The organism is Alkalicaulis satelles, assembly GCF_008630495.1.
In the GTDB taxonomy this organism is placed as follows: Bacteria; Pseudomonadota; Alphaproteobacteria; order Caulobacterales; family Maricaulaceae; genus Oceanicaulis; species Oceanicaulis satelles.
Genome location: NZ_VWOJ01000001.1, coordinates 580,111 through 601,544 on the forward strand (window position 1 = coordinate 580,111; position 21,434 = coordinate 601,544).

At 67.7% G+C, this 21,434-nt stretch carries 20 protein-coding genes; 9 read left to right on the forward strand and 11 right to left on the reverse strand.

The window, feature by feature from the left end; translation table 11 throughout:
- Positions 1-13: 13 nt before the first annotated feature.
- The 3 genes from F1654_RS02840 to fabD form a co-directional block, all read right to left on the reverse strand.
- Positions 14-253: an acyl carrier protein gene (locus tag F1654_RS02840; RefSeq protein ID WP_150021980.1), complete on the reverse strand. Its 240-nt coding sequence runs from the start codon at positions 251-253 to the stop codon at positions 14-16.
- 180 nt (positions 254-433) lie between these two features.
- A complete protein-coding gene (gene fabG / locus F1654_RS02845; RefSeq protein WP_150021981.1) occupies positions 434-1,171 on the reverse strand; it encodes a 3-oxoacyl-[acyl-carrier-protein] reductase in 738 nt (245 codons plus the stop codon).
- Positions 1,172-1,175: 4 nt separating this feature from the next.
- Positions 1,176-2,117, reverse strand: coding sequence for an ACP S-malonyltransferase (gene fabD / locus F1654_RS02850; RefSeq protein ID WP_150021982.1), 942 nt, complete (start codon positions 2,115-2,117; stop codon positions 1,176-1,178).
- Positions 2,118-2,262: 145 nt separating this feature from the next.
- On the opposite strand from fabD, the gene F1654_RS13985 reads away from it, so the two are divergent.
- The 6 genes from F1654_RS13985 (at position 2,263) to F1654_RS02880 (ending at position 5,985) form a co-directional block, all read left to right on the forward strand.
- Positions 2,263-2,505, forward strand: a complete 243-nt coding sequence (locus F1654_RS13985) for a hypothetical protein (RefSeq protein ID WP_150021983.1) — start codon at positions 2,263-2,265, stop codon at positions 2,503-2,505.
- Between the two features lie 216 nt (positions 2,506-2,721).
- Entirely contained in the window at positions 2,722-3,114 is a 393-nt protein-coding gene (gene rpsF, locus F1654_RS02860; protein WP_150021984.1) for a 30S ribosomal protein S6, read from the forward strand.
- A gap of 20 nt (positions 3,115-3,134) precedes the next feature.
- A complete protein-coding gene (rpsR, locus tag F1654_RS02865) occupies positions 3,135-3,380 on the forward strand; it encodes a 30S ribosomal protein S18 (RefSeq protein ID WP_408628080.1) in 246 nt (81 codons plus the stop codon).
- 15 nt (positions 3,381-3,395) lie between these two features.
- The gene (rplI, locus tag F1654_RS02870) at positions 3,396-4,016 is read left to right on the forward strand and encodes a 50S ribosomal protein L9 (RefSeq protein ID WP_150021986.1); all 621 of its coding nucleotides are present in this window, start codon (positions 3,396-3,398) and stop codon (positions 4,014-4,016) included.
- Between the two features lie 159 nt (positions 4,017-4,175).
- Complete coding sequence (locus F1654_RS02875) at positions 4,176-4,976, forward strand: 3-hydroxybutyrate dehydrogenase (RefSeq protein ID WP_150021987.1); 801 nt, start codon at positions 4,176-4,178, stop codon at positions 4,974-4,976.
- A gap of 4 nt (positions 4,977-4,980) precedes the next feature.
- Positions 4,981-5,985 (forward strand): patatin-like phospholipase family protein, encoded by a 1,005-nt coding sequence (locus tag F1654_RS02880; RefSeq protein WP_150021988.1) that lies wholly within the window; start codon positions 4,981-4,983, stop codon positions 5,983-5,985.
- Here F1654_RS02880 and F1654_RS02885 read toward each other — a convergent pair.
- From F1654_RS02885 to F1654_RS02920, 8 genes are all read right to left on the reverse strand, one after another.
- Positions 5,960-6,757, reverse strand: a complete 798-nt coding sequence (locus F1654_RS02885; protein WP_150021989.1) for a metallophosphoesterase family protein — start codon at positions 6,755-6,757, stop codon at positions 5,960-5,962. The two genes, F1654_RS02880 and F1654_RS02885, sit on opposite strands and share 26 nt — an antisense overlap.
- A gap of 40 nt (positions 6,758-6,797) precedes the next feature.
- A complete protein-coding gene (locus F1654_RS02890; RefSeq protein WP_233205084.1) occupies positions 6,798-7,871 on the reverse strand; it encodes an aromatic ring-hydroxylating oxygenase subunit alpha in 1,074 nt (357 codons plus the stop codon).
- A gap of 71 nt (positions 7,872-7,942) precedes the next feature.
- Entirely contained in the window at positions 7,943-8,632 is a 690-nt protein-coding gene (gene phoB, locus F1654_RS02895) for a phosphate regulon transcriptional regulator PhoB (protein ID WP_150021990.1), read from the reverse strand.
- An 11-nt stretch (positions 8,633-8,643) separates the two neighbouring features.
- Entirely contained in the window at positions 8,644-9,354 is a 711-nt protein-coding gene (gene phoU, locus F1654_RS02900) for a phosphate signaling complex protein PhoU (protein WP_150021991.1), read from the reverse strand.
- A gap of 54 nt (positions 9,355-9,408) precedes the next feature.
- Complete coding sequence (gene pstB / locus F1654_RS02905; protein ID WP_150021992.1) at positions 9,409-10,224, reverse strand: phosphate ABC transporter ATP-binding protein PstB; 816 nt, start codon at positions 10,222-10,224, stop codon at positions 9,409-9,411.
- A gap of 2 nt (positions 10,225-10,226) precedes the next feature.
- Positions 10,227-11,966, reverse strand: coding sequence for a phosphate ABC transporter permease PstA (pstA, locus tag F1654_RS02910; protein ID WP_150021993.1), 1,740 nt, complete (start codon positions 11,964-11,966; stop codon positions 10,227-10,229).
- Positions 11,959-13,650, reverse strand: coding sequence for a phosphate ABC transporter permease subunit PstC (pstC, locus tag F1654_RS02915; RefSeq protein WP_150021994.1), 1,692 nt, complete (start codon positions 13,648-13,650; stop codon positions 11,959-11,961). Before pstC ends, pstA begins: the two co-directional genes overlap by 8 nt.
- A gap of 113 nt (positions 13,651-13,763) precedes the next feature.
- Positions 13,764-15,185: a sensor histidine kinase gene (locus F1654_RS02920; RefSeq protein WP_233205085.1), complete on the reverse strand. Its 1,422-nt coding sequence runs from the start codon at positions 15,183-15,185 to the stop codon at positions 13,764-13,766.
- A gap of 250 nt (positions 15,186-15,435) precedes the next feature.
- Here F1654_RS02920 and F1654_RS02925 point away from each other — a divergent pair, with 250 nt between their 5' ends.
- The 3 genes from F1654_RS02925 to F1654_RS02935 all read left to right on the forward strand — a co-directional run bounded on the left by F1654_RS02925 (position 15,436) and on the right by F1654_RS02935 (position 21,419).
- Entirely contained in the window at positions 15,436-16,815 is a 1,380-nt protein-coding gene (locus F1654_RS02925; RefSeq protein ID WP_150021995.1) for an efflux transporter outer membrane subunit, read from the forward strand.
- A gap of 70 nt (positions 16,816-16,885) precedes the next feature.
- A complete protein-coding gene (locus F1654_RS02930) occupies positions 16,886-18,145 on the forward strand; it encodes an efflux RND transporter periplasmic adaptor subunit (protein ID WP_150021996.1) in 1,260 nt (419 codons plus the stop codon).
- A 25-nt stretch (positions 18,146-18,170) separates the two neighbouring features.
- Entirely contained in the window at positions 18,171-21,419 is a 3,249-nt protein-coding gene (locus tag F1654_RS02935; RefSeq protein ID WP_150021997.1) for an efflux RND transporter permease subunit, read from the forward strand.
- The last annotated feature ends 15 nt before the right edge of the window (positions 21,420-21,434 follow it).

Genomic DNA, 21,434 nt, shown 5'->3' on the forward strand with positions numbered 1-21,434 from the left:
GAGCCGGTCCGGCCTATTTGCCGAGCTTTTCGGAGATGAACTTCACCGCGTCGCCCACCGTCTGGATGGTTTCGGCGGCGTCGTCGGGAATCTCCACGTCGAACTCTTCCTCGAACGCCATCACGAGCTCGACATTGTCGAGAGAGTCCGCGCCAAGATCATCGATGAAGGCCGCTTTCTCAACGACCTTGTCTTCTTCAACGTCGAGATGCTCGACCACGATTTTCTTAACGCGTTCAAAAACGTCAGACATGTCGGACCCTTTTTGTAATCCTGCGGGCGACCCGGCGGGTCCCGCACCAAGTGATGCCTTGCGCCGGACCGGACCCGGTGTCGGGACCGTCCGGCAGAGGCGTGGCCATAGCACGCCTCATCTGACCTACGCCAGAGGGGGGCGCGATGGCAAGCCGCCCGTGCGCCCCGCCAACAGGCGTCAGATCATCGCCATGCCGCCGTTCACATGCAGCGTCTGGCCTGTGACATAGGCCGCTTGGGCGCTGGCGAGATAGACGCACGCCGCCGCGATATCGGCGCCCTTGCCCAGCTGGCCGGCGGGAATGGTGGTCAGGATCGCCTCTTTCTGGGCGTCGGTGAGCGCATCGGTCATCGGCGATTCGATGAAGCCCGGCGCCACGCAATTGGCCGTCACGCCGCGCGAGGCGACTTCCATGGCCAGCGATTTGGTGAAGCCGATCATGCCCGCCTTGGAGGCGGCGTAATTGGTCTGGCCGGCATTGCCGGTCACGCCCACCACCGAGGTGATGCCGATAATGCGGCCCCAGCGCTGTTTCATCATGCCCCGCAGCGCCGCGCGGCACAGGCGGAAATGGGCCTCCAGATTGACCTTGATGACCGTATCCCAGTCCTCGTCCTTCATGCGCATCAGCAGCTGGTCGCGGGTCACCCCGGCGTTGGAGACCAGGATATCGAGCGAGCCCATGGCCTCGCCGGCCTGCTTGGGCAGGGCGTCCACCGCCTCGGCGTCGGAGAGATTGCACGCCTGCACATGCACGCGCTCACCCAGTTCGGCGGCCAGGTCCTGCAATTTCTCTTCGCGCGTGCCCGACAGGGTCACTACAGCGCCGGCGCCATGCAGGGCGCGGGCGATTTCAGAGCCCAGCCCGCCGGTGGCGCCGGTGACCAGCGCGTTCTTGCCTGTGAGATCAAACATCAGCCTATCCTTTCAGGGAGGCGGCGAAGGCCTCCAGCTCGGCCGGGCCGGTCAGGGCGGCGCCCTCGGCCTCGGCTATGTGACGGCGCAGCATGGTGACCAGCACCTTGGCGCCCGCTTCAGCAAAGCGCGTGACGCCCTGGCCATGCATGACATCCACGCTCTCGCGCCAGCGCACCCGCCCGGTGACCTGCTCGACCAGCTGGGCGCGGATGGTTTCAGGATCGCTGACCGGTCCGGCCGACACATTGGTCACCACCGGAACCGACGGCGCGGCGATGCGCGCGTCCTTCAGCGCCTCGGCCATAGCATCGGCCGCGGGCTGCATCAGGGGGCAGTGGAACGGCGCCGACACCGGCAGCAGCATCGCCTTGCGCACGCCCTCGGCCTTGGCCGCCTCAAGAGCGGCCTCCACCGCCGCCTTGGCGCCGGAGATCACGATCTGGCCGGGCGCGTTGTCATTGGCGATGGTCACCACGCCCGCCGCAGCGCCCGCCGCGACCGCAGCTTCGGCCTGGGCGTGTTCAGCGCCCAGGAGGGCGGCCATGGCCCCCTCGCCCACCGGCACGGCCTTCTGCATCGCCTGGCCGCGCAGTTTGAGCAGCCGCGCCGCGTCCTCCAGCGACAGGGCGCCCGCTGCGCACAGGGCGGAGTATTCGCCCAGGCTGTGACCGGCCACGAAGCGCGCCGCGCTGACATCCACGCCGAACTCCGCCTTCAGGGCGCGCATGGCCGCCACCGACACCGCCATGATCGCCGGCTGGGCGTTCTCGGTCAGGGTCAGCGTCTCCATCGGCCCTTCGGCCATCAGCCCGGACAGGTTCTGGCCCAGCGCCTCGTCCACCGCCTCGAACACGGCGCGGGCGGCCGGGAAGGCGTCCCTGAGCGCCTGGCCCATGCCCACAGCCTGGCTGCCCTGTCCTGGAAATATGAATGCAAGCGCCATCAGCGGCGTCCTCCCTTGCAGCATTATGGTTAGCCAGCGGCATAGACCGGGCGGCGTGACGCTGGCAAGGCGGGTCAGTGATGGGCGGGGGGCGCAGGGCGTGTTAGAATGGGCTTATGAGATAGGCCAGCCGGATATTGCGAGGATGTTCATGTCATCGAATGGCCCGTCCCAGAACCTTCCTGCTGGAGCTTACGATGCGCTCCTGCGCGACAAGATCAGACAGGCCGAAGAAGACGTCCGGCAAGGTAATGTGGTCGATGGGGAAGAGTTTTTCGCACGCCTGCGCGCCAAAATTGATCGCGGCATCGCCGACTTTGAAGCGGGGCGAACCTTTAGTCATGAAGAGGTGTTCGCCCAGATCCGTGAAAAAACCGGCAAGCCCTGAGCAGATCGGGCTGGCCTGAACACGCGGCGCTGACGCCTTTCCCGCTTGCTCCCCAACCCGCTTTCCCGTATACGCCCCGCTTCACCGGCTGCGGTCCCCTGACCATGGCCCGGCTTGCCCTTTGTGGCGAGGCGGGGTCAGCGGGAGCCGACGCGGGACGGTCCGGCCCTTCGGACCGCGCTCGCGCCGCAGCCCATCAGAAGGGACGAAAGTCTTATGCAGAAATACGAACACGTGTTCATCGCGCGTCCGGACGTGTCGCCGGCGCAGGTGGAATCCGCGATCGAGGAGCTCAAGGCCCTGGTCGAGGAAAAGGGCGGCAAGGTCAACAAGACCGAGTACTGGGGCCTGCGCACGCTGGCCTACCGCCTGAACAAGAACCGCAAGGGTCATTACGGCTATCTGGACATGGAAGCGGGCAATGAGGTGCTTGAAGCCCTCGATTACCGCCAGCGCTATGCCGACGACGTGATGCGCCACATGACCGTGAAGGTCGACGAGCTCAACGCCGAGCCCAGCGCCGTTCTGCGCAAGGGCGATGACCGCAAGCGCCGCGACCGTGACGGCGGCGGGCGCGGCGAGCGCAGTGACCGCGGCGACCGGCGCTAGGAGGACCAGACATGACCGACATGACCGTTTCCAACGTGCCTGCGCGCCGCGCCTTCCAGCGCCGCCGCAAGGTGTGCCCGTTCTCCGGCGAAGCGGCGCCGAAGATAGACTACAAGGACGTGAAGCTGCTTCAGCGCTACATGTCCGAGCGCGGCAAGATCGTGCCTGCGCGCATCACCGCCGTATCCGCCAAGAAGCAGCGTGAACTGGCCCGGGCGATCAAGCGCGCCCGCGTGCTGGCCCTGCTGCCCTACGCTGTCGATTAAGGGAGGGCGAGGATCATGCAAGTCGTTCTTCTCGAGCGTGTTGAAAAGCTGGGCGCCATCGGTGACGTGGTCGCCGTGAAGCCGGGCTTTGCGCGCAATTTCCTCCTGCCCCAGGGCAAGGCGCTGCGCGCCACCGCCGCCAATCTGGAGCGCTTCGAGCGTGAGCGCGAAGTGCTGGAGAAACTCAACGCCGAGCGCGCCGAAAAGGCCCGCGAAAGCGGCTCTCACCTGGACGGCGCCAGCTTTGTGCTGATCCGCCAGGCGTCCGAGAGCGGCCAGCTCTACGGCTCGGTCTCCACCCGCGACATCGCCGATGCGGTCTCGTCCGAGGCGCTGACCGTGACGCGCGGCATGGTGGACCTGAACACCCCGATCAAGACGCTGGGCCTGCACGATGTGCGTCTGGTCCTGCACGCCGAAGTCACCGTGAGCGTCACCATCAACGTGGCGCGCACCGAGGACGAGGCCGAGCGTCAGGCCAAGGGTGAGGACGTGATCGCCGCGGCCGCCGAAGAGGACCGCGCCCTGGCTGAAGCCCAGGCCGCCGCCCTTCTGGAATCGGGTGTGGAAGGTCAGGACGATGACCGGCCGGAGGCCGAACCGGCCAGCGAAGACGAGGACGCGGACAAGGCGTAAGCCCTGCCCGCCCTTCTGACCGGATCGCAGACAATGGCGGGCGGCTCCCATGGGGCCGCCCGCTGTTTGTGCCGGCCTGGCGGCGCCCGGTCTTGACCTTGCAGCCGCCGCATGGTCTTGCAGTGCAGCAATCCCATCCAGCTCCCGAAGGACTCCTTCATGACGTCCGTGCGCGTTGATCTGAGCGGCCAGGCCGCCGTCATCACCGGCTCGAGCTCGGGAATCGGCGCAGCGCTGGCTGAAGGCCTGGCGGCCAATGGCTGCGACATCGTGCTCAACGGGCTGGGTAAGCCAAGCGAGATCGAGGCGCTGCGCAAACGCCTTGAGAGCACTTACAATGTGCGCGCGCTCTACCACTCCGCCAACATGCTCAAGCCCGGCGAGATCGCCGATCTGATCGCCTTTGCGCACCGCGAGCTGGGCCGCCTCGACATCCTCGTGAACAATGCCGGCATCCAGCATGTGGCGAAAATCGAGGATTTCCCGGCGGAGAAATGGGACGCGATCCTGGCGATCAATCTTTCAAGCGTGTTCCACGCCTGCCGCCACGCCGTGCCGCTGATGAAGGCGCAGGGGCGCGGGCGCATCGTCAATATCGCCTCGGCCCACGGGCTGGCCGCCTCGCCGTATAAATCGGCCTATGTGGCCGCCAAGCACGGCGTGATCGGCCTGACCAAGACCATCGCGCTGGAAACCGCCGAGCACGGCGTGACCTGCAACGCCATCAATCCGGGCTATGTGCGCACCCCGCTGGTGGAAAGCCAGATCGCCGACACCGCCCGCGAGCGCGGCATGAGCGAGGAGGAGGTGGTGCGCGACGTCATGCTCCACGCCCAGCCCACCAAGAAATTCGTGGAATACAACCAGCTTCTGGGCGCGCTGCTCTATCTGGTCTCCGATGACGGCGCCAACGCCAATGGCACCTCCATCTCCGTCGAAGGCGGCTGGCTGGCGAAATAGCGCCATGACCTCACCCTCTCCCGCTCCCCGTCCGGTGTCGCTGGCCCTGCAGGGCGGCGGCGCCCATGGCGCCTTCACCTGGGGCGTTCTGGACCGGCTGCTGGAAGACGGGCGCATCGAGCCGCGCGCCATCACCGCCACCAGCGCCGGCGCCATGAATGCCTGCGCTTTGGCCATGGGCCGCACGCAAGGCGGCGCGGACGGCGCGCGCCAGGCGCTGGAGCGTTTCTGGGACGCGGTCAGCCGCGCCGGAGCGCCGTTCCGCGCGCCAGGCTGGGGCCGCTTCTTTCCCTGGATCGACGCCTTCACCCGGCTGACCAGCCCCTATGATCTCAACCCGTTCGGCTATGACCCGCTGGGCGATATCCTCAAACGCCAGATCGATTTCGAGGCGGTGCGCGCCTGCCCGGACCTGAAGCTCTATCTGTGCGCCACTTGCGTCATCACGGGCCGTGCGCGGGTGTTTTCAGGCGATGAGGTCACGCTGGACGCGGTGCGCGCCTCGGCCGCCCTGCCCTTCCTGCATCATGCAGTGGAGATTGACGGCGCGCCCTACTGGGATGGCGGCTTCACCGGCAATCCGGCCCTGTGGCCGCTGTTCTACCAGGATACGCCCGCCGATCTGCTGATCGTCCATATCAATCCGCTGGACCGGCCCGGCACACCGCGCTCGGCCGAAGAGATCATGGACCGGGTCAACGAGATCACCTTCAACACCAGCCTGCTGGCCGAGCTGCGCGCCATCGCCTTCGTGCAGGAGCTGCTGGGAACCGGGGCGGTGACCGGCGAGCAGCGCAAACGCCTGCGGGCCATCAATGTGCATTCCATCAAGGCTGACGAGGCGCTCAAGGCCTGGCCGGCCTCGACCAAATACGACACCAGCTGGTCCTTTCTCACCCGGCTGCGCGATCTGGGCCGGGAGACGGCCTCGCACTGGCTCAATCAGTGCTCTGATGCGGTGGGAAAGCGCTCCAGCGTCGATCTCAAGGCCGAGTATCTGCAAGGCTGAAGCCGAGCTCGCGCACGTCGCTCTCAATGAACCGGCCGCCCTCGGCCGCGTAGGCGCGCATTACGGCGCGGTCCTGATCGATATCGATGACGTTGAATCCCGCAGGCTCGCCGCGCACCCGGCGCGACAGGGCCGTGCCTGCGCCGATGAACCAGCTGACTCGGCCATCCTCACGCTCCAGCGGCAAGGCGAAAACCTGATGGAGATGGCCGGTGAGCACCAGATCCACCCCGCTTTCAGCCAGCAGATGCGCAGCGCGTGCGCCGCCTGTGGTGCGCGCGCGGCCCTTGGGGCCGCCGGGCGCAATCAGCGGATGGTGACAGGCCACCACGCGCACCCCGTCCACATCGGTGAGCCGGCGCGCCGCTTCACGCACATGGCTGGTGCGGGCCTTGCCCAGCGACCAGTCCAGCCGCGCCTGCAGCCCGCGCGCGGTGTGCAGCGCCTCCAGCCCCACGCCCTCATTGCGCCAGCCCGGCTGGACCGCGCCGCCCAGCGCCGCTTCAAAGCGCCGCCAGGGCCGCACGGCGCGCGCCACCACATCGAGATAGGGCGTGTCATGATTGCCCGGCGCGGCCACCACAGGGCCCGGCAGCGCGTCGAAAAACGCCGCTGCGGCGGCGAACTCGCGCCGGCGGCCGTATTGAGTGAAGTCACCGGCCGCGGCTGTGACGTCGGGCTTCAGGTGCGCGGCGATTTCCAGCAGCGCATCGGTCAGGGCCGGGTCTTCCGCCCCGAAATGCAAATCGCTGATATGCAGAATACGGGTCATGCGCCCCAGCCTTCCAGCCGGGCGCGTGCAACGCAACCGCTCAACTGCGCCAGCGCAGCGTGACTTCCTTGGTCAGCGGATGGCGGAATTGCCCACCCGCGCCCTGCTCGGCCCAGGCCTGTTTGAGGCGGAAATACCATTTGGCCTGGGTGTCGGAGTCATTGATCAGCATCAGGCGCGGATTGTGTTTGAGTCCCTCGCGCTGCAGCTCGACCATGTCGCGGTCCTGCTTGAGGAAGGCGCGCGCAAAGGGCATGAGGAACGGCTTGAGCACGCTCATCACCGGCAAGTCCCACCAGAAGATCTGGGTCACGCGCGTGGTGTTGGCGTCCATGGGGGTGACGGCGGTCAGGCCGCACACATGGCGCTCGCCGATGCGGATCAGCTCGGTGCGGATGCCCGGCAGGGTGAAGGTGATCTCGGTGGTGGGCTGGCCGCCCAGCAGGCGGTAGATGGACGAATTCTTCGAAGGCGCATGCTCCAGCATGGAGAAGCCGCGCTCCACCGGGCCGAAGCGCTTGGCCTTCTCGTGCATGGATTTGCGCGTGCGCCACCACCACGAGCCATGCACATACGGCCCGTGCGCCGGGTCCATCAGACCGATCACGGCGTGATCGACATGGCAGTCGAAATCCATGGAGAAAACCAGTCTGGGCCGGGCGTCCGGCGCGGCGGCCGGCGCCAGCGGCGCCTCGAACGCCGGGGTCTCGTCCGGGTTCAGCGCCGGGCCCTCGACAGGCGCATCCGACAGCCACAGCCAGATCAGGCCCTGCTGTTCGGCCACCGGATAGCGGCGCACGCGGATCTTGCCGGTATCGACTGTCTGGTCTTCGGTCAGGGAGGGAATGGCGGTGCACGCCCCGTCGGCGCCGAAGCGCCAGCCATGATAGGGGCACTCCACCTCGCGCCCGCCGCCTTCCAGGCGCCCGCATGACAGCGGCACGCCGCGATGCGGGCACAGATCGCGAATGGCGCAGGCCCGGCCTGTCTCGTCGCGCCAGAACACCACCGGATGGCCTGCAATCTGGCGCGTGACCATGGCGCCGCGCTTGAGCTCGCGGGCGGGCATGGCGAAATACCAAAGGCCGGTCAGAAAGGCGGCGTCAGCGTCCAAGGCGGTTCTCCTGCAGGCCGCGTGCGGCGCGGCCTTTCAGGACAAGCGGGTATCACCCCGGGCGCGCCGTGTCAGCCCTCAGGATTGAGCGCATAGCCTGCCGAGCGCACCGTGCGGATGGGATCGGTCCCGCCCACCTTGTTGAGCGCCTTGCGCAGCCGGCCGATATGCACGTCCACGGTGCGGGTCTCCACATACACGTCCGAACCCCAGACCGCGTCGAGCAATTGCTCGCGCGAGAACACCCGTCCGGGATGCTGCATGAAGTAATCGAGCAGGCGGAATTCGGTGGGGCCCAGATGGATCTCCTGACCGCCCCGCACCACCTTGTGGGCCACGCGGTCCATGACGATGTCGCCAGACTGCACGGTGTCCTCGGCCAGGCCCGGACGGATGCGGCGCAGCACCGCGCGCACCCGCGCAAACAGCTCCTTCATCAGGAAGGGCTTGACGATGTAATCATCCGCGCCGGTGTCGAGCCCCCGGATGCGGTCGGCTTCCTCGCCGCGCGCGGTGAGCATGATGATCGGCAGATTGCGGCTTTCCTGACGCCCGCGCAGGCGCCGGCACACCTCGATGCCGGAGATTTTCGGCAGCATCCAGTCCAGCAGCACCACGTCGGGCTGGCGTTCCTCCACCAGCATCAGCGCCTCCTCGCCATCGGCGGCGACCGAGACGCGGAAGCCTTCTTTTTTCAGATTGTACTGGAGAAGCTCGGACAGGGCGTCCTCATCCTCGACGATCAGAACATGCGGCTGCATATCAGGCCCCCTCAGGCTGACTGTTCGGGACGCGGCCCGCGCGGGCGCTCGGACGCCAGCTCCCGGCCTGTCACCAGATAGTGGATCACCTCGGCGATATTGGTGGCGTGATCGCCGATACGCTCCAGATTCTTGGCGATGAACAGCAAATGCGCGCCCGGACCGATCATGACGTGATCATCGCGCATGGCGCGCACCAGCTCGCGGAACAGCGCATTGTAATGCTCGTCCACATCGTCATCACGCTCCCATACCGCGACGGCGCGGGCCGTCTCGCCGGTGACATAGGCGTCGAGCACTTCATGCATATGGCTGAGCACCAGCTTGCCCATCCGGTCCACCGAGGCGGCGAAGGCGGTGGGTTCGCTGTCATTGAGGGCGGGCACGCGCCGGGCGATGGACTTGGCCAGATCGCCCACGCGTTCCAGATCGGTGACGATCTTCAGCGCCGCGATGCACACGCGCAGATCCTGGGCGATGGGATGGCGCAGGGCCAGAAGCCGGATGATCTTCTTTTCGATATCGCGCTGCATGGCGTCGACCTGGGCGTCGCGCGCCACCACCCCGGCGGCCAGATCGCCGTCCCGGGTGGCGGCCGCTTCCAGCGCGTCGCTGACCAGACTCTCGGCCAGACCGCCCATGGCGGCCACGTCCGCTGAGAGCTGCTCGAGCTCTTCGGAAAACGCTTTGACGATATGCGGCGCCTTGACCTGATTGGTCATGAGCGGTGCCTTTCAAACGGCCGGCGGTGACCGGTTAGCTGCGCTTCGAACGGCCTAGCCGAAGCGCCCGGTGATGTAATCCTGGGTGCGCTGGTCGCGCGGATTGGTGAATATCTCCTCGGTCGGCCCGTATTCCACGAGCGCGCCGAGATGGAAGAAGGCGGTCATCTGCGACACCCGCGCGGCCTGGGCCATGGAGTGGGTGACGATGATCAGGGCGTAGTTCTCGCGCAGCTCGTCGATCAGCTCCTCGATGCGCGCCGTGGCGATGGGGTCCAGCGCCGAGCACGGCTCGTCCATCAGGATGACTTCGGGATTGACCGCAATGGCGCGCGCGATGACCAGGCGCTGCTGCTGGCCGCCCGAGAGCGAGGTGCCCGGCTGGTGCAGCCGGTCGGCCACCTCTTTCCACAGCCCCGCCTTGGTCAGGCTGGTCTCCACAATGGCGTCCAGCTCGTCCTTGCTGGCGGCCAGGCCGTGGATGCGCGGACCGTAAGCCACGTTTTCATAGATGGATTTGGGGAACGGGTTGGGCTTCTGGAACACCATGCCCACCCGCGCGCGCAGCAGCACCGGATCGATGGAGCGGTCATTGACCTCCTCTCCGTCAATCCTGATGGAGCCGGACACGCGCGCCGTTTCGATGGTGTCGTTCATCCGGTTGATGCAGCGCAGGAAGGTGGACTTGCCGCAACCCGACGGGCCGATGCAGGCGGTCACCGACCGGTCGGGGATGTCCATCGCGACACGGTCCAGCGCCAGCGCGCCGCCATAGCGCACCGACAGATCGCTGGCGGCGACCTTGATATTCATGCCCGCAGGGGCGGGATGATACACCGTGGCCGGTGCGGGTTGGGCGTCATAGGCCATGGTCACCACCTGCGTTCAAACCGGCGGCGCAGATAGATCGCAGCCGCATTGAGGCTCACCATCAAGGTAAGCAGGACAAGGATCGCCGCCGCGGTGCGCGCCTCGAAGGCGCGTTCGGCCGCAGACGACCAGAGGAAGATCTGCACCGGCATCACGGTGGACGGCTCGGTAAAGCCGGCCAGGCCCAGCGACGGCGCATCGGCGATGAAGGCCACCATGCCGATCATCAAAAGCGGCGCGGTCTCGCCCAGCGCCTGGGCCAGGCCGATGATGGAGCCGGTCAGAATGCCCGGCGCGGCCAGCGGCAGGACATGATGGAACACCGCCTGGGTTTTTGAAGCGCCCACGCCCAGCGCCGCCTCGCGGATGGAGGGCGGCACGGCCTTCAGCGCGGCGCGCGACGAAATGATCACGGTGGGCAGGGTCATCAGCGCCAGCACGATGCCGCCCACCAGCGGCGCCGATCGCGGCAGGCCGAACGTGTTGATGAACACCGCCAGGCCCAGAAGGCCGAACACGATGGAGGGCACGGCGGCCAGATTATTGATATTGACCTCGATCAGCTGGGTGATGCGGTTTTTCGGCGCAAACTCTTCCAGATAGATCGCCGCCCCCACCCCGATGGGCACCGCCAGCAGCATGGTCACGAACATGGTCAGCACCGAGCCGATCAGCGCGCCCAGAACACCCGCCAGCTCCGGCTCGCGGCTGTCGGCATAGGTGAACAGCTCGGTATTGAAGCCGCTGCGGGTCATGCCGCGCTCGCGCAGCGCATCAACCCAGGCGATCTGGCGGTCGCTGATCAGGCGTCCGGCCTGGGGCGTCTCGATGGTCCACAACGTCCAGTCTGAATGGGCGGCTTCGCCCAGCGGCGCGCTGATCACCATTTCGCCCCGGGCGCTGCGCCGGTCGGCGCTGACATCGCTGACGCGGATCACCGCGCCATCGACCTGCACCAGCAGGCTGGGGATTTGCGGGCCGATCACCACCGGCGCGCCCTCGTCCAGCCGGTCGCGCAGGCGCTCGGCCTGGGCGCGCGCGCGCCGGGCCTCGGCCTCGTAAATGGCGCGGATATCGCGGTCGATGGCGTCGGCGAGCGCAGCCTCGGCCCGCTCGGCGCGTTGCTCCAGGATGCGGGCGCGCTCGCGCGCCGCCTCGCGCACATCATCGACGAAGGCGTCGAACACCCGCGCCTCAGCGCTCAAGGTGACCGCCCGCCCCTCGCCCGCCTGGATGCGCACCGGCGCCGGGCCGGGCGCGCGGCTTTCACGCACCGACACGCCCTTGAGATAAAGATCGGCGTCATCATCGATGGGGAAGGTGAAGCTCACGGTCCCGCCCACCAGGGACGGGTCCTGGACCACCCGGTTGAGCAGGCGCGCAGCATTGACCGAGGAATACAGACCGAACAGCTCGCGCAGCTCGGCGCGGTCCTCCACGTCCGGGAACTGGTCGCGCAGGGCCTGCTGGATGGCGGCATTGTACCCGCCCCGGCGCAGCGAGGCCTCGCTCATATCCCCGCGCGGATCGATGGCGGCGCGGTCCAGCTCCACCTGAAGCGTCATGCGCCAGGTGGTCATGGCCGGAACCGACTGGATCAGGATCGAGCCGATCAGAAGCGCCAGGAACGCCACCGCCAGGCAGATCGCAGCGGCGCCATAGAACTGGAAGCGGCGCTCGGCCCGGTGCCGGCGCGCCAGGCGCGCCTCCACGGCGGTGCGGATGGATGCCGGTCTATTCATAGCGTTCCCGGAACCGTTGCACCACGCGCAGCGCGATGATGTTGAGCATGAGGGTGAGGACGAACAGCACCAGACCCAGCGCGAAGGCGGCCAGCGTCTTGGAGCTGTCGAACTCCTGGTCGCCGGTGAGCAGGGTGACGATCTGCACGGTGATGGTGGTCACCGATTCCAGCGGGTTGGCGGTGAGATTGGCGCCCTGCCCGGCGGCCATCACCACGATCATGGTCTCGCCAATGGCGCGCGACACGCCCAGCAGCACCGCGCCGACAATCCCTGGCAGGGCGGCGGGCAGCACCACATGGCGGATGGTTTCGGACTTGGTGGCCCCCATGGCGTAGGCGCCGTCGCGCAGGGACTGGGGCACGGCGTTGATCACATCGTCCGACAAAGACGACACGAAGGGGATGATCATCACCCCCATCACCAGGCCCGCCGACAGGGCGCTCTGGGTGACCGCGTCCTCATAGCCCAGGAACAGGGCGAAATCGCGCAGGAACGGGCCCACTGTGAGCAGCGCGAAGAAGCCGTAGACCACGGTGGGCACGCCGGCGAGCACTTCCAGGATCGGCTTGGCCACCGCGCGCACGCGCTTGCTGGCGTATTCGGACATGTAGATGGCGGAAAACAGCCCCACCGGCACCGCCACCGACATGGCGATGACCGTGATCAGCGCCGTGCCGGCGAACAGCGGCGCCGCGCCGAACGCGCCCGACTGGCCGATCTGGTCGGCGCGGATGGCGATTTGCGGGCTCCACTGCAGGCCGAACAGGAAATCGCCCACCCGCCAGCCGATGGAGGCGAAGAAACGCAGCGATTCAAACAAAAGCGAGAACACGATGCCCAGCGTGGTCAGGATGGCGATGATCGAGGCGAACATCAAAAGCCCGCTGATCGCCGCCTCCACCCGGTTGCGGGCACGGAACGAGGCTTTCACCCGTGACCGCCCCCAGGCCAGCCCGCCCACGGCCATGGACAGCACCAGGGCGGCCACCGACCAGCGGAAAATATCCTCCACCGGGCGCATCGCCAGTGCGGCGGCGCGCAGTTCGGGCGTGTTGCGGCTGGCCAGCCCTTCCCCGAACGCAATGGCGCGCGCATCGGCCAGGAACAGCTCGCGGCGCTCGCGCGGACTGTTCCAGAACTCGAACCCTGAGCGCGCGCGGATGCCTGCATCACTGGACGGGGCGCGGGCGGCGACCGAGCGGGCGATCTCGCCGCGGCGCTGGTCCAGGCGCGCGCCGATCTCGGTCAGGCGGGTGGTGTGTCCGGCCAGCGCGCCCTGAAAGGCTTGCGGATCCAGCCCGGAATCGCGCGCGCGGGTGATCGCCTCGCGCGCCTCCATGGCGTCCGCATCCGCCTCGGCGGCTTCTTCGAGCAGCGCGATAATCTGCGCGTCCGCATCCAGCTGGCGCTCAAACTCGGCGATCAGGGGCGCGGCCTCGCGCTCCAGCTGGCTCATGGCCAGCGTGTTGACCAGGCCTGACCCGAACGCGCCATAGGCCGCCAGCAGCACCAGCGCCGGCCCGCCGGTCCACAGGGCGATGTAATACCCGTAATAATTGGGCAGCGAATGCAGGCGCGGCCCGCCCTGGGCGCGCACGGACAGGGCCCGGCGCCGCCCGGTCAGGAAACCGAAGGCGATCAGCACAAGAAGCGTCAGCGCCACAAGGACAGAAATCTGCATGATCTTTTCCGGCGCCGGGGCCGCCAGCCTGTCCCGGCCAGCCCGCCCGGCGCCCTTGCCGCCATTAGCGGCGGACCATGCGCGGTCTCGGTCACCCGATTATGACACTCGCACTACACTTTTGTGACAGCGCCAGCGGTTTGTTCCACAGGACCGGTCCCGGAAGGGGGCGCGGGCGGCGCCGTGGCCTGGGCCGGCGCCAGCATGAAGAAGGCGGAAAACACCGATCCCGCGCCCGGGGCGCTCTCCACCGTGAAGCCGCCGCGATGACGGCTGACGATATGCTTGACGATGGCCAGGCCCAGACCCGTGCCCGCGGTGGGGCCGCTCTTCTGGCCGTCCACCCGGAAAAACCGCTCGGCCAGGCGCGGCAGATAGCGCCGCTCTATGCCCGGCCCGTTATCACGCACCCGCACCACGGCGAAGCGCGCATCCGGGTCCAGCGGCGGGGCGCTCAGCGTCAGCCGCCCGGACTGGGGATCCATGCGCTCGGGCATGTGCTCGGCGCCGTCGCGCGTGCGCGGGGCCTCAACCCATATCCGCACCTGCGAGCCGTCGGGAGAATACTTGATGGCGTTCTCCACCAGATTCTCCACCACCTCGTAGATCTGATCGTGATCGCCGCGCACCTGCGCGGGCGTATCGGCCAGCGTCAGCTCCAGCGTGATCGCCCGGCGCTCGGCCACCAGGCGCAGCGCCTCGGTCACATCGCGCGCCAGATCATTGAGCTCCACCGATCCGGTGGGCGCCACATGCTCGTTCATCTCCACCCGGCTGAGCGACAACAGGTCGTCGATGAGGCGGCGCATGCGCTCGGTCTGCTCCTTCATGATCGCCAGGAAGCGGTCGCGCGCCTCCTCGTCGTCATGGGCCGGGCCCTGCAGCGTCTCGAGAAAGCCCGAGAGCGAGGCCAGCGGCGTGCGCAGCTCATGGCTGGCATTGGCCAGGAAGTCGGCCCGCATGCGCTCGGCGCGCTTGGACGAGGTGTCGTCGGCCAGCACCAGCATGGCCCGGAACGGCATGGGGCCGGGCACGTCCAGCCGGATCGGCTCCACAAAGGCGCGCACATGGCTCTCCAGCGGCGCCAGGGTGGAATATTCCACCGCCGCGCCGCGTTCGCCGCGCAGCGCCGCGCTCACCGCTTCGAGCACGCGCGGCTGGCGCAGGGCGGTGGACAACAGCCCCCGCTCCGCCCCCAGCCCCAGAAAGGCGCGCGCAGACGGATTGGCCCGCTCGATCCGCCCGCCCGGCCCGATCAGCAAAACCGGGATCGGTAAACGCTCCAGCATCGCCTCGCAGGCATCGATCTCCACAGGCCGCAATGAGGCGCCGGCCTCGGCCGGGCGCGCGCTGGGCTCGGCAGCGGTCAGGGCGGTGAGATAGTAGACTGCCGCCAGACCGGCCAGGGCCAGCGAGCCGGCCAGGAACACCCCGGCCTCCATCTCGCCCGACAGGGCCAGCACCGCCATGATGAAAACACCCAGCCCCGCAGTCAGCGCGATATCGCGCCGCCGCGGACGGTCGGGCGACTTCAAGGGTCTGCGATTCGTGCGCTCTTCAACCATGCCAATTGGTATCATGCCTGTGTGACGGGTGCGAAACACCGCCATGACCGATCATGGCGGATGGCGCGGGCCGCCAAAATGAACCCGGCCTGTCACCGGCATGAATTTTTCGTAATTCGAGTAATTTTGCTCGTTTTTCGATAAATTTTGATTGACTTTCATGAGGGGGCCGGTAGGAAGGCTCCATCGGTTTGAAATCCATTGATGTGAGCCTTGCACCTTGATCCGCTGCACCACCCCCCTTCTTGCCGCCCTGACCGTAACGGCTTGCGCCAGCCAGCCCATGGGCGCCGCTGCGCTGCCTGACGGCGCGCCCGGACGCTTCGCGGCCCTGCCCGAAACGGTGACGGCTGCGCCCCAGGACTGGATCGCCGCCTTCGAGGACCCGGTGCTGAGCGCGCTGGTGGACGAAGCCATGCAGGCCAATCCCTCGCTGTCGGCGGCCCGGGCCGGGGTGATCGCAGCCCGCGCCGCAGCGCGCGGCGCCGGCGGAGCGCGCCTGCCCTCGCTGGACGGCCGTATCGGGGTCACCGACCAGGATGCGCCGGCTCAGTCCGGCACGAGCTATTCCCTCGGCCTGGAGGCGAGCTGGACCGCAGATGTGTGGGGCCGGCTCAGCGATCAGGCCCGCGCCAGCGCCTTGACCGCTGAAGCCGTGCATGCCGACTGGCGCGGCGCGCGGCTCAGCGTGGCCGCGGGGGTCGCGCAAGCCTGGTATGGCCTGATCGAGGCGCGCGAGCAGCGCGACCTGGCCCTGGCGGATGTGGAAACGCGCACCCGCCAGACCGATATCGTCGAGCGCCGCTTCCAGCGCGGCGTGGCGCGCTCGTCCGATCTGCGCACGGCGCGCTCGGCCCTGGCCTCCAGCGAGGCGGTGTTGGCCCTGCGCGAGCGCGCGGTGGACACCGCCGCCCGGGCGCTGGAAATCCAGCTGGGCCGCTACCCGGCCAATGCGCTGGCGATTGACGGCGGATTGCCGGCGCTGGGCGCTGTGGGCGATCCCGGTTCGCCCGAAGCCCTGTTGCAGCGCCGGCCCGACATCGTCGCCGCCGAAGCGCGCATGCAGGCGGCCGGCTTCTCGGCGGACGCGGCGCGCAAGGCGCTCTATCCGGGTCTGACCCTGCGGGCGGAACTGCGCGATACCGGCGCCTCGCCGGGAGATATCTTCGATGCGCAGAACCTCACGCGCATCGTCTCGGCCAGCGTTCTCGCGCCGGTCTTCCGCGGCGGCCAGCTGCGCGCCGAGCGCGACCGCCAGGCCGCCCTGGCCGAACAGGCCTCCGCACGGCTTGTCGAAACCGTGCTGACGGCCCTGCGCGAAGTGGAAAACGCCCTCAGCGCCGATGGGCGCCTGGCGCGGCGCGTGGAAGCGCTGGCTGCGGCGTCCGCCGAGGCCGACGCCGCGCTGGAGCTGGTGGAGCGCCAGTATGCCTCTGGCGTGGCCACGATCTTTGAACTGATTGACGCCCAGACCCGGGCCACCCAGGCCCAGGGTCAGCTGATCACAGCCCGCCGCGAGCGGGTCGATAACCGCATCGCCCTGTATCTGGCCACAGCCGGCGGCTTCGCCGCACAGGGCGGCCAGGCGGGCGAACTGTAGATACGCAAGACAGGCCCGCGACAGAGGCCAGGGGGACGCTCGCGTCCAAACGAAAAAAACGAGGTTGGTCATGAGTAAGGTCGTTGGACGTTTCATACTGTTCGGGGTTCCGATCATTTTGCTGATCGTGATTTCCCTGTTCGTGTTCACCATGCTGATCATGCTTGCGCCGCGCGCGGAGCGCGCCGAACAGGACGTGCGCCCGGCTGCGGTGTTCGTCACCGAGGCCGAAGCCCGCGCGGTCAATCTGAATGTGCGCACGCAAGGCGAAGTGGCCGCGCTGATCGAGATCGACCTGACCGCCCAGGTGAGCGGGCGGGTGGAGTATGTGAACCCCAACTTCATCCAGGGCGGCTTCTTCGAGGCCGGCGAGGTGCTGGTGCGGCTCGAAGACCAGGATTACCGCCTGGCCGTCACCCGCGCCGAGGCCCAGGTGGCCCAGCGCCGCCAGGCCCTGATCCGCGAGCAGGCCGAATCCGAACTGGCCCGCCAGGAATGGGAGGCCATCGGCCGGGGCGAAGCCACGCCGCTGACCTTGCGCGAGCCGCAACTGGCCGATGCGCGCGCCCAGCTGGCCGCCGCCGAGGCGAGCCTGGCCGAAGCGCGCCTGAACCTGTCGCGCACGCGCATTTCCGCGCCCTTCGCCGGCCGGGTGCGCGAGAAAATGGTCGATCTGGGCCAGTTCGTGGGGCCGGGCGCGCGCCTGGGCCGGGTGTTCGCAACCGACGCCGTTCAGGTGCGCCTGCCCCTGAGCGACCGCGAGATCGCCCTGCTGAACATGCCCACCGCCTTCCAGGCCAGCGAGTCCAGCCCGGCGCCGGAGGTGACGCTCACCGCCCAGTCCGGCGGGGTGATGCGCGAATGGCGCGGCCAGGTGGTGCGCACCGATGCGGCGATCAATCCCCAGACCCGCACGCTGGGCGTCTTTGTCGAGGTGCGCGATCCTTACGGCGCCGCCGCTGAAGCCGCAGGCGCGCCGCTGGCGGTGGGCATGTTCGTGGACGCGATGATCCGCGGCCGCGAGATCGCTGATGCGATCGTGCTGCCGCGCAGCGCGCTGCGTGGAAACAATCAGATTTTCGTGGCCGAGCGTGACGGCACGCTGGATATCCGCACCGTCCAGGTCATCGATTCCACACCGGAACGCGTTGTGGTGGCCTCCGGCATCGAGTCTGGAGACCGGGTTATCACATCCACCGTGCGCGCCGCCTCCCAGGGCATGGCGGTGACCGCTCTGGACCCCGATGGCGAGCCCTTGCCCGCCGATGAGCCAGACGCCGCCCCGCCGGCGAATGAAGAGGCGTCCCCCGTGGCCGCCGCCGGCCAGTAACGCGCGAACGCGAAGGAGACAGATCATGGTGCAACGTCCCGGCGAGAGCGTTCATAAAGGCATACTGGCCTGGTGGGCGCGCAATTCGGTCGCCGCCAATCTTCTGATGATCATCGCCTTCGTGGGCGGGATTATCGGCTTCCTCCAGCTGCAGCGCGAGGTCTTCCCCTCCGGCGTGTTCAACGGCGCTTCGGTTTCCGTGGCCTGGCCCGGCGCCGCGCCCCAGGAGGTCGAGGAGCAGATCATCCTGCGCATCGAGGAGGCGGTGGCCAATCTGCCGGGCGTAAACCGCATCACCGCCACCGCTTTTGAAGGCCGCGGCGTCGTCAATATCGAGGGCCGGCGCAATCTCGACGCCAACGAGTTCGTCAACGAGATCAAGCTGCGCGTGGACTCCATCAACAACCTGCCCGCAGACGCGTTCAGGCCGGTGGTGCAGCGCTGGGAGAGCCAGCAGCAAATGTACATGGTCGCCCTGCACGGCGATGTGGACCGGCGCGAACTTCAGCGCCTGGCGCGCGAAATCCGCGACGAGATCGGCTCCCAGGTGGGCGAGGCCTCGATCGTCAACACCATGGCCTATCTGCCCGAGGAAGTGGCCATCGAGGTGTCTGAAGACGCCCTGCGCCGCTATGGCCTGACCTTCTCCGAGGTCGCCCAGGCGATCCGCGCCTCCTCGCTCAACGCCTCGGCCGGAGCGGTGCGCACGGCCCAGGGGCGCATCCAGCTCACCTCGCGCCAGCTGGCCGACACCGCCGAGCAGTTCGGCGATATCATCATCCGCCAGACGCCCGACGGCTCGACCATCCGGGTGCGCGACGTGGCGCGGGTGACGGACGGGCTGGTGGATGTGGATTTCTCCGGCACGTTCAACGGCCAGACCATGGTGCTGATCGATGTGCGCACCACCGGCGAGATCGATGTGGTGCGGCTGTCCGCCCAGATGGAGCGCTATGTCGAGCGCAAGCGCGGCGAACTGCCGTCCAGCGTGACCCTGTCGAACTGGTTCGACATGTCCGATGCCTACCACTCGCGCATGGACTCCATCTCCAACTCGGCGATGATCGGCCTGACCCTGGTGCTGATCGTGCTGGTGCTGTTCCTGCGCCCCATCGTGGCTTTCTGGGTCACGGTGGGCATCGCCACAGCCTTCGCCGGCGGGCTGCTCCTGCTGCCCATGCTGGGCGTGACGCTGAACATGCTCTCCCTGTTCGCCTTCCTGATCGTGATCGGGGTGGTGGTCGATGACGCGATTATCGTGGGGGAGAATATCCATACCCGGGTTGAACGCGGCGAGCGCGGCCTGACCGCGGCCGTGGTGGGCGTGCAGATGGTGGCCAAGCCCGTCCTGTTCGCGGTCATCACCACCATGATGGCGTTTGCGCCCTGGATGCTGCTGAGCGGTCCCGAAGTGCAGTTCACCCGCCAGATCTCGCTGGTGGTGATTGCGGCGCTGACCTTCTCCCTGATCGAGGCTCTGCTGATCCTGCCCTCTCACCTGTCACACCTGAAACCGCAGCGCCTGGACGGCGCTTTCGGCCCGCTGCTGCGCACGCAGCGCGCCATTTCGGAGGGACTGGTGACCTTTGCGCGCCGGGTCTACGCCCCGGTGCTGGCGCTGGCCATCCGGATGCGATACTTCACCGTGCTGGCCTTCGTCATGATGTTCACCCTGGCCATCATGCTGATGAATACCGGCTATGTGCCCTTCCGCTTCATGCCCGAAGTGGAGAACGAGCTGGTGCAGGTGAACATCACCCTGCCCGAAGGCGCGCCCTGGAGCCGGCTTGAGGACGTGCGCACCCAGCTGGAGCGCGCCGCCGTTCAGCTCAATGACCATTACGCCGAGCGTTTCCCGGGCTTTGACATGGTGCAGGGCGCCGCGGTGATCGCCAACCAGTCTTCGGTGCGCGCCTGGATCCAGATAACCAGTCCGGAGGACCGGCCCCAGCCCATCCCCATGTCCGAGATCGCCCAGACCCTGCGCGAAGCCATGGGGCCCGTGCCGGACGCCGAGGAAATCGATTTCGACTTCACGATTTCGGAAAACATCACCGGCGTCCAGTTCGCGGTCAATCATCCTGATCTGGACGTGCTGCGCGAGGCGGCGGCCGACCTGAAGGCGCATCTGCACACCTATTCGGCCACCTATGACATCGTGGACAATCTGCAGACCTCGGCCGAGGAAATGCGCTTCAGCCTGCGCCCCGACGCCCGGGCGCTGGGACTGACGCTGGCGGACGTGACCAGTCAGGTGCGCCAGGCCTTCTATGGCGTCGAGGTCCAGCGCCTGCCGCGCGGAGGCGAGGATGTGCGCGTCATGGTGCGCTATCCGCGCGAGCTGCGCGACAGCCTGGATGCGGTGCGCGATCTGCGCATCCGCACCCCCGATGGACGCGAAATCCCGCTGGCCTCGGTGGCCGAGGTGGAGTTCGCCCCCGGCATCAGCCGCATCAACCGGCGTGAACGCCAGCGCACCGTCACCGTCAGCGCCCAGCTGTCCGATCCGGACGCAGCAGGCGATATCCGCCGCGACCTGCGGGAGAATTTCTTCCCCGAATGGAAGGAGCGCCACCCTGGCGTCACCGAAGGCGCGCTGGGCGATGTGGAGGGCCAGGCCCAGTTCATGCAGGAAATCCTGATCCTGCAGATCCTGGTGATGGGCTCCATGTATGTGCTGCTGGCCATCGCCTTCCGCTCTTACGCCCAGCCCCTGCTGATCATGACGGCGATACCCTTCGCCTTCGCCGGGGCGGTGTTCGGACACCTGGCCTTCAACATGCCCATCGCCCTGTTCTCCTTCTTCGGGGTGGGCGCTGCGGCGGGCGTGGTGATCAACAATAATCTGGTCATGGTCGACTTCGTGAACCGGCTCAGGGAGCGCGGCGTGGGCGCCTTCCAGTCGCTGGTGGAAACCGGCGTGCAGCGCTTCCGCCCGATCCTTCTGACCACGCTGACCACCTTCCTGGGCATTCTGCCCATGATGGCCGAGCGCTCCACCCAGGCCCAGTTCCTCAAGCCCATGGTGGTGGCGATCGGGTTCGGCGTTGTCTTCGCCCTGTTCCTGACCCTGTTCTTCGTGCCCGCGCTCTACGCCATGGGCGTGGACATCAAGCGCGGCGTGCTGAGCCTTTGGCGCGGTGAGCGGGTGCCGGGCATCGGCTCGGACTGGGACGGTCTGGATGCACAGGGTATTGATGTGGCCGGCGGTCCCGGTGAGGCTGGCGCGCGCCAGCGTCCCGGCGGCGATACCGCGCCACAGCCCGCCGAATGACGCATCCGTGATCGC